The sequence below is a fragment of the Mammaliicoccus sp. J-M40 genome, from assembly GCF_022386395.1.
Taxonomy (GTDB): domain Bacteria; phylum Bacillota; class Bacilli; order Staphylococcales; family Staphylococcaceae; genus Mammaliicoccus; species Mammaliicoccus lentus.
On the sequence record NZ_JAJNIQ010000003.1, the window covers coordinates 240,237 to 255,424 of the forward strand.

Consider the following 15,188-nt stretch of genomic DNA (forward strand, 5'->3'; position numbering starts at 1 on the left):
GTATTAAATAGTAATCATTGTTAAAATGTATAAATAATCTAAAGATATAAGGAGATAGTTATGGACAATTCAAATTTAATCGCACCTGAAACTTATAATATCGTTAATGAAATAGAAAAATATGCAGTGGACCAAACAAAAGAAGCCATTGTTTTTGAAGATATATCAGGTGATGTACAACATATTACATATTCAGATTTAATGAAAAACGCAAATAAAGTCGGGAATGTTTTTAAAAACAACGGGCTTAAAAAAGGTGACAAAATATTAATACTGATGCCTAGATCTATTGTGACTTACGAAATTTATACTGCCGCATTAAAATCAGGGCTAATCATCATTCCAAGTTCAGAAATGTTAAGAACTAAAGATTTACAACATAGAATTACACACGGTGAAATAGATGCAGTCGTTTCAATCTCTAATTCTACAAATGAATTTTATAATATTAAGGAATATGAGCAATTAACGAAATTCATCGTCGGTGATGAAGAAGAAAATTGGATTCCTTTAGACAAAGAAAAAGCTGACGCGAGTGAAACATTAGAAGTAGACAAAACAAAACGCGATGATATTGCGCTACTTTCATACACGTCAGGTACAACTGGGCTTCCTAAAGCAGTCGTGCATACACATGGTTGGGGATATGCTCACATTCAAACAGCACCTAAACATTGGTTAAGCATTAGTGAAGGCGATACTGTTTGGGCAACTGCTGCTCCAGGCTGGCAAAAATGGGTATGGAGCCCATTTTTATCAATTTTAGGTTCAGGTGCTACAGCTCTTGTATACAACGGTAAATTTGACGCTAAAAAATATTTAGATTTACTAGAAAAACACGAAGTTAACGCGCTTTGCTGTACACCAACTGAATACCGTTTAATGGCTAAACTTCCTAACTTAGCTGATTACACTTTAAAAAATCTACATAGTGCTGTTTCAGCAGGTGAACCATTAAACAAAGAGGTAATAGAAAAATTCCAAGAAAACTTTAACATTAAAGTTAGAGACGGCTACGGTCAAACTGAAAATACATTGCTAATCGCATTCTTAAAAGATACTGAAAGCAGAATCGGTGCAATGGGTAAAGCAATTCCTGGCAGTAATGTCGCAATCATTGATGAAGATGGCGAACCAATTACAGACGGTTCAACAGGTGATATCGCTGTGTCATTAGATTCACCTTCTTTATTCCAAGGTTATTATAAAGATGAAGAACGTACTGAAGCTTCAAAAAGAGGCAACTACTATGTAACAGGCGACCGCGCAAGATTAGATGAAGATGGATACTTCTGGTTCAAAGGAAGAGAAGATGACATTATCATTAGCTCAGGATATACAATCGGGCCATTTGAAGTTGAAGACTCATTAACGAAACACCCTAAAGTACAAGAGTGTGCAGTCGTAGCTAGTCCAGATGAAATCCGCGGTAACATTGTGAAAGCTTTTGTTATTTTACAAGAAGGTGTTGATGGTGATGATGCACTTGTAAAAGAACTACAAACATACGTAAAACAAGACGTGGCACCTTATAAATATCCAAGAGCGATTGAATTTGTAAATACATTACCTAAAACTAATTCAGGAAAAATAAGACGCGTAGAATTAAGAGAAGCAGAACAAGAAAAATATAATAAATAACTAAATCTTATATAAACAAAAAGCTCCTAATCCACTAATTAAACACAAAGGATTAGGAGCTTTATTTTGTAACATATTATTTAGTTCTCAAATTTAATTTATCTTACATATTCAAAGATACCTGCTGCACCCATACCTACTCCAATACACATTGTGACCATTCCATATTTAGAATCTGGTCTTCTCTTCATTTCAGATAAGAGCTTAGCAGTTAGCATTGCACCTGTTGCCCCTAGTGGGTGACCTAATGCTATTGCACCACCGTTAACGTTTGTCTTGTTAACATCTAGCCCTACTTTATTAATTGAAGCAACTGTTTGTGAAGCAAAAGCTTCGTTTAATTCAACTAAGTCAATATCTTCTACATTAAGATTTGTAAGTTCAAGTACTTCTGGAATTGCGTATGCTGGGCCAATACCCATTATTTTAGGATCAACACCTACTGCTTTAAACCCTACAAACTTAGCAATTGGTTTAACACCTAGTTCTTTCACTTTATCACCAGACATCAGCACTACAAATCCTGCTCCGTCTGTTAAAGGTGCTGATGTTCCAGCAGTTACCGTTCCATCTGCCTTGAATACGGTTCTTAATTTGGCTAATGATTCAAGATTTGTTTCTGGTCTGATTAACTCGTCTTCTTTGAATGTTTCTTTTGATACGACAGGGCCGTTTTGGTCATAACTTACTTTATGAATGTCTAGCGGTATAATTTCATCATCAAATTTCCCCGCTTCACGTGCTTCATTAGCACGCTTATGACTTTCTACTGCATATTTATCCTGTTCTTCTCTAGAAACATTAAATTCATCTGCTACCATTTCAGCCGTTAATCCCATCGGATAAGAAACACCTGTATCTTGTTCTTGCAACTCTGGATTGTTCGTTGGTTCATTACCGCCCATTGGCACGGCACTCATTAATTCTACACCGCCAGCAACTAACACATCTGCTTGTTCTGACATAATTTCATTAGCTGCTATTGCGATTGTTTGTAGTCCTGAAGAACAGTAACGATTCACAGTTTGTCCTGGCACTTCTTTAGGAAGACCAGCTAACAACGCGATTGAACGCGCCATATTTTGTCCTTGTAAACCCTCTGGGAAAGCATTGCCGAGTATTACATCGTCTACCATACTGTAGTCGAATGATCCTTCTATTTTATCTAATACACCTTTTAAGACTTGTGCACCAACTTCATCAGGTCTTTCATGGAATAACGCGCCGCCTGGCTTTGCTTTACCTGCTGCTGAACGTCCGTATGCTACTATATATGCATCTTGCATTGATATCCATCCTCTCTTTTTCAACTCATCATTAATTGCGTAAAGGTTTTCCTTTTTCTAACATATGTGAAATACGGTCATATGTTTTTTCTTTTTGTAAGAGTTGTAAGAATCCTTCTCTTTCTAATTTTTGAAGGTATCTTTGGTTTATAAATGTGTTGCGTGGCAAGTCTCCGCCAGATAATATATGTGCAACTTTCATTGTAATTTCGTAATCATAATCACTAATAAAGTGGCCTAAACGTTGTGCGTCCAATTGACCTTGAGCTAGCGCTTTAAAGTCTCTACCTAATGCAGTGTATTGCGCTTTTGGTTTTGGAATATAATTTGTTTCTGATTCATATCTCGCTTTATTTAACGCTACTTCAACACGTTTTTCTTTATTGAATATGATAGAGTCTGTATCTCTTAAATAACCATAGCGTTTAGCTTCATATGCATTTGTTGAAACTTTAGCTAAACCTACGTTCATTAATACTTTTGAAATAGACTCTTGCTTATCATTTTCTTTATGATTTGTTCTTAGCACTCTATCAGAAAGCTCAGCTAATCCACCACCACTTGGTAATAAGCCTACACCTGTTTCAACTAATCCTATATACGTTTCACTTGCTGCTACCACGAATGGCGAGTGGAGCACAACTTCACAACCACCACCTAAAGCTCTACCATGCACGGCAGTTACGATTGGTTTAAGTGAATATTTCATTCTGTTGAAACTCTTATGCAAGTTATCAATGGCTGGACCAACTAAATTTTCCACATCTTTAGATTCGTGCGCTTGCTTCATTAAATATAAATTTGCGCCAACACTGAAATTATTACCATCAGCGTATATAACCATACTTGTATAATCTTCTTCTTCTAATAAATCTATAGCTTCTATTAAATCTTCAGCAAAACCATCTGATACGATATTATTTTTACTTTGTAATTTAAATAACAATTGATCTTTGTTTGCCACAGATAAATTAGAGTCTTCTTTATTCCAAATTTCACGGTCAATAAATTCCGATGTAGGCGTTACACGTTCTATTGTTTCTCCTTCTTTATAGAAACTTTCAGTTTGATTTTCAATCCACTCTGGTAACTCACCAAGCTCATCTTTCATACGTTTTTTAACTCTTTCGAAGCCCATTAAATCCCAAAGTTTAAATGGACCTGCTTTCCAGTTAAATCCCCAAACTAAAGCTCGATCAATATCTTTAAAGTCAGAAGCAGCTTTTGGTACATTAATTGCTGAATAATAGAAATTATTTCTTAATGTTTCCCATAAATATAATCCTGCTTTATCTTCTGCATTAAATATCACATCTAAATTTGATTTTAAATCTTTACTGAATTTAGATAAAATTTCTAATTGTGGTGGTTCAGGCTGTACGTATTCATCCGAATCTATATCATAAACTAAACGTGTCTTTTTATCTTTTTTATAAAAGCCTTGTTTTGTTTTACGACCTAACGAACCGTTTTTAACGAGCGTTTCTGCAATTTTTGTATCTTTGAAATAAGGCTCTTCTTCTGGAATTTGTTGTAGCCCTTTAATAACAGTGACCGCAATATCTAATCCGACTAAATCTGATAATCCGTAAGTTCCTGTACTCGGTCTACCGATAGCACGTCCTGTTAAAGCATCGACTTCAACAATTGAAAATCCTTGTTCTTCCCCTCGATACATAATGTCATTCATCGTTTGTGTTCCGACTCTGTTTGCTACAAATCCCGGAACATCGTTAGCGACAACAACACCTTTACCTAATATTTCTTCAGCAAATGTTTGTGTTCTGTCTATAACATCTTTTGAAGTATCTTTATTCGGTATAACCTCTACTAACTTCATAATACGAGGCGGATTGAAGAAGTGCATACCTAAGAATCGTTCTTTATCTTTTGGTTCAAACACTTTTGATATTGCTTCAATAGGAATACCAGAAGTATTTGTCGCAAATATTGCATCATCTTTAGCTACTGATGTTACTTGTTTCCATACTTGATGCTTAATCTCTAGTTCTTCTTTCACCGCTTCAATATAGATATCAGCATCATCTTCACCATTTAAATCATCTTGAAAATTACCGTAAGATAAGTTAGAAGCAAATTCTAAATTAAACAACAACGGTCTTTTTTTGTCTGTTATCGTTTCATATGCTTTTTTAGAAATTTTATTAGGATCTTGCTCATCAATTACTATATCTAATAGTTTTACTTTCAATCCTGCGTTTACTAATAGAGCAGCTATTTGACTTCCCATTGTGCCTGCACCTAGAACGGTTGCTTTTTTTATAGTCATAAAAAGTCCTCCAATATATTCTGTATTTCTTTACTTGTTATTGAATTAAAGAAAGGCTGAATCACCTGTTAATGCGCGCCCTATAACTAAAGCGTTTATTTCATGTGTACCTTCATATGTGTATACTGCTTCAGCATCCGAGAAGAATCTTGCAATATCATATTCAGCGAGAATACCGTTACCACCTGTAATACCTCTACCCATTGCAACTGATTCTCTAAGTCTCAATGAATTCATCATTTTTGCTGTTGAAGTTGCAACTTCATCATACTCACCATGGGCTTGCATTCGTGCAAGTTGTGCACAAGTTGCCATTGCTTGAGCTAAGTTACCTTGCATCATAGCTAACTTCTCTTGTATTAATTGGTATTTACTAATTTCTTTACCAAATTGCTTACGCTCAGTCACATAATCCAATGTAGCGCGTAATGCACCTGCTAATGCTCCAGTAGCCATGTACGCTACACCAGCACGTGTTGAATAAAGTACTTTTGCAATATCTTTGAAGCCATTAATATTTTGTAATCTATCTTCTTCTTTAACTTCTACATTTTTTAAACGAATTATTGTATTTGGTATAATTCTTAACGCTATTTTATTTTCAATAATTTCAATATCTACACCTTCTTGTTCAGGCTTAATAATGAAACCTTTAGGCTTACCTGTTTCAACATCTACTGCATAAACTGGTATAACATCAGATAAGTTTGCACCGCCTATCCATTTCTTCTCACCATTGATAATCCATTTATCTCCTTCTCTCTTTGCTGTTGTTTCTAACCCACCAGCAACGTCTGATCCATGTTCAGGCTCAGTTAAAGCGAAACATGTTCTCAATTCGTGAGATTGTAATTTAGGAATATAATAAGCGATTTGTTCTTTGCTTCCGCCAAACAAGAATGAATTGTGTCCTAAACCTTGATGTACACCTAATAGCGTAACTAGTGAAACATCAAATCGTGCTACAACATATGACATGAAAAATTGGAATAATTGACTCGGTGTTTTAGCACCTTCACGGCCTTCAAATAATAATGGATTATTAAAATAATCTAACTTACCCATATCATCAAAGAAATCTTCTGGAACTGTCGCATTTATCCAATGTTCATTAATAGTTGATCTATATTTTTCTTCTAACAAATCATTTAATTGTTTAAGAAATTTCAATTCACCGTCTGTTAAGTCTTTAGAAATATTGAGTATATCTTCTGGAAATAATTCTTTTAATGTTTCTTCTCTGTTTGTCATAATAGTAACCTCCATTTAAAATGATAACGCTTACAATAAGATTTAAAAAAATATAATGCTTTATTCTAAGTCATTTTCTTTATTATTTTGTTTCGCTTTCTTATTCATCATTTTTTGAATTTCTAATTTATCGGGTTTTGAAGTAGATGTTAATGGCATTTTCGTAACTTTCAAATACATTTTCGGAACTTTATAGCCTGCTAAATGCTCCTTCATATGTTTATCTAATTTTTCTTCATAATCAGGATCATCTTCTGATAGTAACACAGCTGCAGATACGGATTCGCCAAATTTCTCACTCTCAAACCCTACAACTACACCTTGAGCTACTAGAGGGTGAGATGCAAGAACATTTTCAACTTCAGAAGGTAGCACGTTTTCGCCGCCTGTAATAATCATTTCTTTTTTGCGGTCTACAATATAAATATCTCCATCTTCATCAACTCTCGCCAAATCTCCTGTTAAGAAATAACCATCTTTAAAGTTTTTCTCGGTCGCTTCAGGTTTATTCCAATAACCTGGCGTTACTTGTTTACCCTTAATTGCAAGCTCTCCGATTTCTCCTACTCCAACTTCTTCATAATCATCATTGTATATGCGTACTTTAACGTACATGACAGGTTTGCCAATACTCATCGGTTTATTCACTGCATTTGTAGGTGTATTAACTAATGCCAATGGTGCTTCTGTTAATCCATAACCATTAATTAAATTTAAACCCATGCTTTGGAATTTTTTCTGCACGCCTGGAAGCGGAGCAGACCCACCTTGAACAAGAAAGTCTATATTTTCAAAGCTTTTCATATCAAAGTTTGGTGCTACTAACATCGCATAATACATCGTCGGAATAAGTGTTAAATAATTAGGTTGATACTTCTTCATTAAATCATTTAACTGTTCACCTTCAAAGTAGCGATGCAGTACAATTGTGCCACCTGCCATCAATAATGGAATTGTTAAATCATTAAAACCAAATACATGGAACATTGGTAATGATACGATAGTAGAGAAATCAGCGTTTACTTTATAAGTTAAAATCGTATTTACAGCATTTGTTGTGAATGATTCATACGTAAACATAACACCTTTAGGTAATCCTGTTGTTCCACTCGTATACATTAATGATGCTAAATCATCTTGCCCCACATCTACTGATTCAAATGGTCGATGATTTTTCGGATCCACTATTTCATCATATTCTTTAGAATCTATATCTAAATGTAAATACTCATCTGCTATACCTTGTAAACTACTCAGATGCCTAGTGGAATAAAATATCATTTTAATATTTGAATCTTCTATCACACTTTCGATTTCATTTGGTTTTAGACGCCAATTCATCGGAAAGTATACTGCACCTATTTTAAATGAAGCAAACAATAAATCTAAAATTGACACATCGTTTGGCGCAAAAATACCAACGACATCACCACGTTTAACCCCTTGTTCTTGTAGGTGATTCGCTAAGTTTTCTGCCCTTATATTCAATTCTTGGTAAGTCCATTCCGTGCCTTTTAACGGATCGATGACTGCTGGTTTCTCTTCATCAAATTGCGCTCTCGTTTTTATCCAATCGTAATTCATATTAAACGCCCCCCTTAATAGTTTGAACTATTATCTTGAATACTTCTTTGCAAGCCTCCCCAATTTTCTTGATAAATGTCTCGATTTATCATTTTAAGATCATCAGCGATAATCGGTTGAAATGCCAAGTTAGCGAGTACATCTTTTTCTAAATCTAAACCTGGCGCAATTTCAATCAATTTCAGACCATCATCAGTTAATTGGAATACAGCACGTTCAGTAACATAATAAACTTCTTGTCCTAATTTTCTAGAATATGCAGCATTGAAGTCTAAATTTTTAACTTGTTCTACAAATTTCTTTGTATGACCTTCTTGTTCAATGACCAACTCATTATTGCTACAAGCAGACTGACTTCCTACTACCATCGTCCCTGAAAATACAATTCTCTTAACTGTTTGGCTAATATCAACGAATCCCCCACAGCCATTCATTCTATCGCCATACATCGAGACATTAACATTTCCATGTTGGTCGATTTCAGCAAAGCTTAAATATGCTACATCCAGTCCACCACTATATATAAAGTCCCAAGTCATTTCATGTCTCATTCTTGCATCTAAGTTATAGTTCATACCGAAGTATTCCCTACTTCCTACCATTCCACCAAAGTTACCAGTATCAACGTTTAACTGCACTAAGTCATGTGCTTCTTCTTCTACTAGCATATTTGATAGTTCATTGTTGATTCCAAAACCAATACTGACTACATCATCTCTTTGTAGAAATTGTGCAGCTCGACGGAGAATAACTTTACGTGTATTAAACTCAATAAATGGTTCAAGCATTTTATTAATTCTGTATTCACCTGATAAAGCAGGGTCATAATATGCTTGTGGAAGTTGTCGATGATATTTCGGATTATCGTTCACAACTACATAGTCTACAAGTTCACCTGGTATAAATACTTCTGTCGGCTTGAAACTACCACTTTCCACAATTTCTTTAACTTGTACGATGACTTTCCCACCGTTACTATGAGCTGCTGCTGCAACGCCATAACCTTCACCTAAGTGTGCTTCATGATTCATAAAAATATTACCTTCACTATCTGCATATGTACCACGAAGAAGTGCAATATCGGTTTTAGGAAAATCATAATGTAAGTATTCTTCATGATTCACTTCTAGTAAACTAACGATATCTTTTTTAGTCACTTCATTCACTTTTCCACCTGAATATCTTGGATCTATGTTCGTATTAAGTCCTATTTTAGAAATCGTGCCAGGAAACAATTTTGAATCTCGTCTATAATGCGTCGCCATTAAACCTTGAGGCAACATGTAAGCTTCAATTTCATTGTTTTTTATCGCTTCAATCGTTTTAGGTGAACCAATAATAATACTTGCAATCAGTCGTTTAACCATCCCACGACTAACAAATGAATCTAAATCATAACCATCCCCACGGTAATCACTAATATCATTTGCCAACATAATCGTTAAATCATCAATTTGCCCAGTTTTCTCATGAGCCAAAGCAATATGTTTTAAAACATTAACCGGTAAATTAGCAACTGATAATGCAGCAATAGATATTACATCACCGGACTTTACAATATCTTTTAAATCATTGAACGAAATAATTTTCATTAGACTAACCCCCAACTATCTATGATGCAAACATTTCATAAAAGACCCCCTCAAATAAATGTAAGCCCTTACATTTATAAATATAACACATTGTAAATATAAAACAAAAGTAAAAAGGTATACGACAATATCTTTTCAATTATTAAATAATTGCTTATAACTAGAACTTAGTACCACATCACATACTGTAGTGATAATGCTTTTAGAAACAATTTTATTCCACAGAAAAACGTAACTAAAATACAAAAATTAAATTATCAAAAATCACTTTTATATATGAATATAGTAATAAATTGATTTATAAAAAAATGAACTTATTAAGTTTTATATCAGAACGATTGATATTATAAGCATCATTTTTATAAATATTTAATAATATTCAGTATTTTTGTTTGATATATGAAGTAATTTTTTCGTATATTATCCTATTAATAGATTTTAAAAAATAAAGTTAAATTGATATGTTGCACGTGGTACCTCTCTTGCAACATGCGGGGACGTTAAAACTTCAATAAAAAAACAGCAATTCGTTTATAAGACGAATTGCTGTTTTTTATTTTCTTATGTTACTTTTACGCTTTATGATTCTAATTCAAGATCTTTGCTTGTAGCTTTTCTTGTTTTCTTCAATAAATCAGTATCTTCAATTAAAGATTCACCGTATGAAGGGATAATTTCTTTGATTTTTGGTTCCCATTTTTTTATATATTGTGGGAAGTTCTTTTCAAATACTTCTAAAGCTACTGATACTGATGTTGAAGCTCCTGGTGATTCACCTAATAAAGCAATGACAGTGTTATCTTTAGAGTTTACAACTTCAGTACCGAATTGGATAAAGCCTCTACCATGTTCTTCTGTATCTTTAATAACTTGAACACGTTTACCAGCAATGTGTAAATCCCAATCCTCATCTTTAGCATTAGGAACATAGCGGCGTAATTCTTTCATACGATCTTCTTTGTTCATAAGTACTTGCTGAATTGAGTATTTAACTAATGACATGTTTTTAACACCAGATGATAACATCGTTACCACGTTACTTGGATTAATAGATTTGAATAAATCTAAGTTAGAACCATTTTTCAAGAATTTTGGTCCAATTGCTGCGAATGGTCCAAATAAAAGACTTTCTTTACCTTGAATGTAACGTCTATCTAAGTGTGGAACTGTCATAGGTGGTGTGCCTGGTGGTTCTTTACCATACACTTTCGCATCATGTTCATTAACAATTTTCGGATTATTACAAACTAAGAATGCACCACTAATTGGGAAGCCTCCAAGATGTTTACTTTCAGGTATTTTAGTTTTTTGTAGTAATGGAATTGCATTACCACCTGCACCGATGAAGATATAATCAGCAACATGTGTTACAACTTCACCTGTTTCTAAATTACGTACTTCAACTTCCCATTTGCTGTCTTCACGTTGTTTGAAATTCACAACTTCTTGACGGAATTGTACTTCTGCATTGTCATGCTTTTCGATGTTTTTAACTAATTTACGTGTTAATTCACCGAAGTTTACGTCTGTACCTTCATCAATTTTACTAGCAGCTAGAGGTTCGTTAGAATTACGACCTTCCATGATTAATGGCATCCATTCAGCTAATTTTTCATGATCTTCTGAGTAAGCTAACCCTTCAAACATCGGTAATGATTTTAAAGCTTCATAACGACGTTTTAAGAAATCAACATTGCGCATACCCATAACAAAACTGATATGAGGTAATGGACGGATGAATTCTTTAGGATTCTCTATCGCTTTGCTTTTAACTAAATGAGACCAAAATTGTTTAGAAATCTCGAATTGTTCGTTAATTTCTTTAGCTTTCTCTACATCGATAGAGCCATCTTCTTGTTCTACTGTATAGTTCAATTCACATAACGCTGCGTGACCTGTACCAGCATTATTCTTTTCATTTGAACTTTCAATAGCCGGTTGGTCTAAACGTTCAAAGATTTTAAGGTTCCAATCCGGTTCTATGTCTTTTAAGAAAGAAGCAAAAGTTGTACTTAGAATACCAGCGCCAATTAATATGACGTCTTTTGGTTGTGTATTATCCATTCATAATCACCTTTCTAAATTATAATCAATTATATTCTAAAATTTTTATTTGAATATAACGATAAAAAGCTTAAATAAATTATTGATTTACATAAGAAATGTATAAATAAAGCGCTTTATAAGCTAATATTAAAACAATAGTAAGGAAAAGTAAATTATAACATTTTTAATGATAGTAATATTCCCCTAACATTTTTGGGATATTATGGTTTTGAAGAAATCTATACATTATATGTTCCCTGTATATCGAAAAAATAACGTTTTTTATTATTTTGAGCAAAGGTATTGTGTTTTCTTCTGTGTAATAATACACTAGAATTACTAATAGTATTGAGCAGGTGATTATTTCTAAAGCACATTATGATTATTTTTCTTCCTCTTGTTTTAACGATATGAATTTTGTACGGATTTCGATCATTTCAAGGAGGTTTTATTATGGTTATTAAAGGTAAAAATTTAATTAAAGTGAATCGCCAAAATGAACAAAGATCATCCGGAATTTCAGTCATGATTGAAGAAGGTGGCTTAGGTGCTGATAATTACTACCAAATTATTAAATCTAACCCTGGTCATGAGGAATCAGAAGAAAACATTTTTCAATTTGAAGATGAAGTAAGTAATAAAAGTAATACAGCACTTATTGATTTGCTTATTTTAAATGCTCAAGAACACAACGCGGAAAATTATAAGGAAGCATTAAACATTATTAAATCTGAACTTCTTAAACGTATGGACTAAATTATTCTAATTAAGTTCAAACCGCCTAGCAATTGCTAGGTGGTTTTTTTATTATAAATACGCAGCCTTTTATTTCCTTTTAATGTATAAATATGGTAAAAAATGATATAATTTTGTCTATTAAGGTTATTTTATATATTAAGGAGATTCGGAAATGATTTCTAAGAATCCAAAGACAGCTATGTCATTAAACACTAGGTATTTGCCTGGTTTAGACGGGTTACGAGCCATTGCTGTTATCGCTATAATTATTTATCATTTAAACCCTAAATGGTTGTCTGGTGGTTTTATCGGCGTTGATACTTTCTTCGTCATTTCTGGTTATTTAATTACAAGTTTATTGTTAAATGAATTTCAGCAAAATGGGCATATTAATTTATTACATTTTTGGGTAAAGAGAATTAAAAGATTATTACCTGCAGTATTGTTTCTCATTGCTAGTGTCTGCATTTATACATTATTATTTGAACCATCTATTATAAAAGATGTGAGACACGATGCTATAGCAGCAATATTTTATGTTTCGAATTGGTGGTATATTTTTCATCATGTAAGTTACTTTGATAGTTTCAAATTAATGCCTTTAAAACATTTATGGAGTTTAGCTATAGAAGAACAATTTTATATCATATGGCCAATTTTCCTTTCGTTGTTTTTTAAAAATGGCGTGTTTAATAAGAAGGCAGTCTTATGGACTTTTATTGTTTCTATTATATCAGTATTAATCATGATATTTTTAGCACAGCCTAATGCAGATAACTCTCGTGTATACTTCGGTACTGATACTAGATTACAAACATTATTACTTGGAGTGTTGTTAGCTTATATTTGGCCACCATTTAGATTAAAGCGTCATGTCGCTATTCCATTAAAGTTAAGTATAGAATTCATTGGTTTAGTATCTTTATTTATTTTACTTTTCTTCATGTTCACAGTATCTTCAAGTGATAATTGGTTTTATTTTGGCGGGATTTATATAATATCTTTATTAACTTTACCAGCTATAGCAAGCAGTGTTCATCCAAGTACGTTGTTATCTAAAGCACTAGGTAATCCATTATTCTTATGGATTGGACAAAGATCTTATAGCTTATACTTATGGCATTATCCAGTTATAGTTTTTATAAATCGTCACTTTGTGCAAGGGCAAATTCCTATATACATCATAATAATAGAAATTTGTTTAACGATTTTATTTGCTGAATTTTCATATCGTTACGTGGAGATTCCATTTAGAAAATATGGATTTAAATATTTAGTAATACCAAAAGGGCACCTCAAGTTTATATTTATGCGTAGTACTATAATCATTTTATTAATCGGCGTAACATCTTTAACATTATTTGGACATTTTGATTACTTACATCAAAATAAAACGAAAGAAAATTTAACTTCTTTTCAAACTTCAGGTAAAGAAACCAATGATAAAAGTATCATCAAGCCTGTTCCACCAATTTCAGTAAACAAAGAACTAACTGATCACAAAAATACGGAATCTAATAAAGACGAGCCAGCACCATTATTTATAGGAGACTCTGTAATGGTCGATATCGGTAAACAACTTCATCAAAATTATCCTTCTTCCATAATAGATGGCAAAGTTGGTAGAAATTTAAATGACGCCATCCCATTGGTTAAAGACAAATACAGTAAATACACGACATCAAAACATAAAGTCGTAATTGAACTTGGTACAAATGGAGATTTTACATATGAAAAATTAAAAGAATTGGTTAATAAATTCGGAAAATCACAAGTCTATTTAGTAAACACACATGTACCAAGAGATTGGGAAGACGATGTAAACAAAAAATTATACAAGCTTGCAAGTCAAAAAAATAATGTTCATCTAATAGATTGGCACAGCAAAGCTAAAGGACATTCTGACTACTTTGCATACGATGGTGTTCATCTTGAATATAAAGGCGTGAGGGCTCTCGTAGAAGAAATAGATAATCACCTCAATGATAAATAGATATAATTATAAAAAAATGAGTCTGGGACATAAATAATTGTCCCAGACTCTCTATTTGTATTGGCAGTAGCTGACTGGTATGAAAATGCGCTTATAACAAGCTTTTTTTCATACCTAGTCATCCTTACCGGGGGTGGGACTACGAAATCTTTTTAATAAAATGAGATTTCTGTCCCACTCCCATTTTTTAATTATTTCTTTGGTATAAATACTTCCGCTTCACTGTCAGAAGGATAATAAAACCCTTCTGGTACTGTTTGTAACTCTATCAAACTGCCCCATGGCGCTTTAACATAAACCGTTTTATTACCTGCAGTGTCTTCGTATTTTGTATTGTCATGTGGTTGTGAAATGGGTTCTCCACCTGCTTTTTGAATTTGTTCAAAAGCTTTTTCAAAATCATCTACATAAAATGAAATATGCGTAAAACCAATATCTTGCAACGAATCTGGTTTTGCTTGTTTAGCATCTTGAAATTCAAACATTTCTATATTCGGACCATTGCCAAATACCATCATTCTTTTTTTTATAATTTTTGCCCCTTCTTCTAACCCAAGAATATGTTCCACATGTTCTCCATCACGGGGGCTTTCATCTTTCTTCTGACTATCATAAGCAATTTTACCATCTAGTCCTTCTTTAAAGAATTTTGTAGCATCTTCAATATTCGGGACCGTTAAACCTATATGATTTATACCTCTCGATATATCCAACATGTATCACTCCTTATGAATTCATTCCTATTTATCATAACAATAAATATTATT

10 protein-coding genes are annotated in these 15,188 nt (G+C 33.2%); 3 read left to right on the top strand and 7 right to left on the bottom strand.

From position 1 onward, the window contains the following. Positions 1 to 60 precede the first annotated feature (60 nt). Positions 61 to 1,641: an acyl-CoA synthetase MbcS gene (mbcS, locus tag LQ688_RS05675; protein WP_070045046.1), complete on the top strand. Its 1,581-nt coding sequence runs from the start codon at positions 61 to 63 to the stop codon at positions 1,639 to 1,641. 98 nt (positions 1,642 to 1,739) lie between these two features. Here mbcS and LQ688_RS05680 read toward each other — a convergent pair whose 3' ends face one another. The 6 genes from LQ688_RS05680 to mqo form a co-directional block, all read right to left on the bottom strand. Continuing rightward, a complete protein-coding gene (locus tag LQ688_RS05680) occupies positions 1,740 to 2,927 on the bottom strand; it encodes a thiolase family protein (RefSeq protein ID WP_064204427.1) in 1,188 nt (395 codons plus the stop codon). A 31-nt stretch (positions 2,928 to 2,958) separates the two neighbouring features. Next, the gene (gene fadB, locus LQ688_RS05685) at positions 2,959 to 5,217 is read right to left on the bottom strand and encodes a 3-hydroxyacyl-CoA dehydrogenase/crotonase FadB (RefSeq protein WP_239724328.1); all 2,259 of its coding nucleotides are present in this window, start codon (positions 5,215 to 5,217) and stop codon (positions 2,959 to 2,961) included. 45 nt (positions 5,218 to 5,262) lie between these two features. Further along, positions 5,263 to 6,468 (bottom strand): acyl-CoA dehydrogenase FadE, encoded by a 1,206-nt coding sequence (gene fadE / locus LQ688_RS05690; protein ID WP_017000995.1) that lies wholly within the window; start codon positions 6,466 to 6,468, stop codon positions 5,263 to 5,265. Positions 6,469 to 6,528: 60 nt separating this feature from the next. Next, positions 6,529 to 8,052 carry a long-chain-fatty-acid--CoA ligase FadD gene (gene fadD / locus LQ688_RS05695; RefSeq protein WP_064211673.1) on the bottom strand — a complete coding sequence of 508 codons (1,524 nt, stop codon included), beginning with the start codon at positions 8,050 to 8,052 and terminating at the stop codon, positions 6,529 to 6,531. Between the two features lie 14 nt (positions 8,053 to 8,066). Then, positions 8,067 to 9,644 carry a fatty acid degradation protein FadX gene (gene fadX / locus LQ688_RS05700; protein ID WP_070045042.1) on the bottom strand — a complete coding sequence of 526 codons (1,578 nt, stop codon included), beginning with the start codon at positions 9,642 to 9,644 and terminating at the stop codon, positions 8,067 to 8,069. 579 nt (positions 9,645 to 10,223) lie between these two features. Beyond that, entirely contained in the window at positions 10,224 to 11,708 is a 1,485-nt protein-coding gene (mqo, locus tag LQ688_RS05705) for a malate dehydrogenase (quinone) (RefSeq protein WP_017000991.1), read from the bottom strand. Between the two features lie 435 nt (positions 11,709 to 12,143). Between mqo and LQ688_RS05710 the strand changes: the two genes are divergently transcribed. Together LQ688_RS05710 and LQ688_RS05715 are read left to right on the top strand one after the other, a co-directional pair. Next, a complete protein-coding gene (locus LQ688_RS05710) occupies positions 12,144 to 12,446 on the top strand; it encodes a hypothetical protein (protein ID WP_017000990.1) in 303 nt (100 codons plus the stop codon). A 154-nt stretch (positions 12,447 to 12,600) separates the two neighbouring features. Continuing rightward, positions 12,601 to 14,421 carry an acyltransferase family protein gene (locus LQ688_RS05715; protein WP_239724329.1) on the top strand — a complete coding sequence of 607 codons (1,821 nt, stop codon included), beginning with the start codon at positions 12,601 to 12,603 and terminating at the stop codon, positions 14,419 to 14,421. Between the two features lie 191 nt (positions 14,422 to 14,612). On the opposite strand, the gene LQ688_RS05720 is transcribed toward LQ688_RS05715, so the two are convergent. Further along, a complete protein-coding gene (locus LQ688_RS05720; RefSeq protein ID WP_064204420.1) occupies positions 14,613 to 15,134 on the bottom strand; it encodes a VOC family protein in 522 nt (173 codons plus the stop codon). Positions 15,135 to 15,188 lie beyond the last annotated feature (54 nt).

What these genes read in the sequence shown, in the direction of transcription:
- LQ688_RS05715 (WP_239724329.1), top strand. Translation starts at nt 12,601, where the DNA reads ATGATTTCTAAGAATCCAAAGACAGCTATGTCATTAAACACTAGGTAT.
- fadD (WP_064211673.1), bottom strand. Translation starts at nt 8,052, where the DNA reads ATGAATTACGATTGGATAAAAACGAGAGCGCAATTTGATGAAGAGAAA.
- fadB (WP_239724328.1), bottom strand. Translation starts at nt 5,217, where the DNA reads ATGACTATAAAAAAAGCAACCGTTCTAGGTGCAGGCACAATGGGAAGT.
- mqo (WP_017000991.1), bottom strand. Translation starts at nt 11,708, where the DNA reads ATGGATAATACACAACCAAAAGACGTCATATTAATTGGCGCTGGTATT.
- fadE (WP_017000995.1), bottom strand. Translation starts at nt 6,468, where the DNA reads ATGACAAACAGAGAAGAAACATTAAAAGAATTATTTCCAGAAGATATA.
- LQ688_RS05710 (WP_017000990.1), top strand. Translation starts at nt 12,144, where the DNA reads ATGGTTATTAAAGGTAAAAATTTAATTAAAGTGAATCGCCAAAATGAA.
- LQ688_RS05680 (WP_064204427.1), bottom strand. Translation starts at nt 2,927, where the DNA reads ATGCAAGATGCATATATAGTAGCATACGGACGTTCAGCAGCAGGTAAA.
- fadX (WP_070045042.1), bottom strand. Translation starts at nt 9,644, where the DNA reads ATGAAAATTATTTCGTTCAATGATTTAAAAGATATTGTAAAGTCCGGT.
- mbcS (WP_070045046.1), top strand. Translation starts at nt 61, where the DNA reads ATGGACAATTCAAATTTAATCGCACCTGAAACTTATAATATCGTTAAT.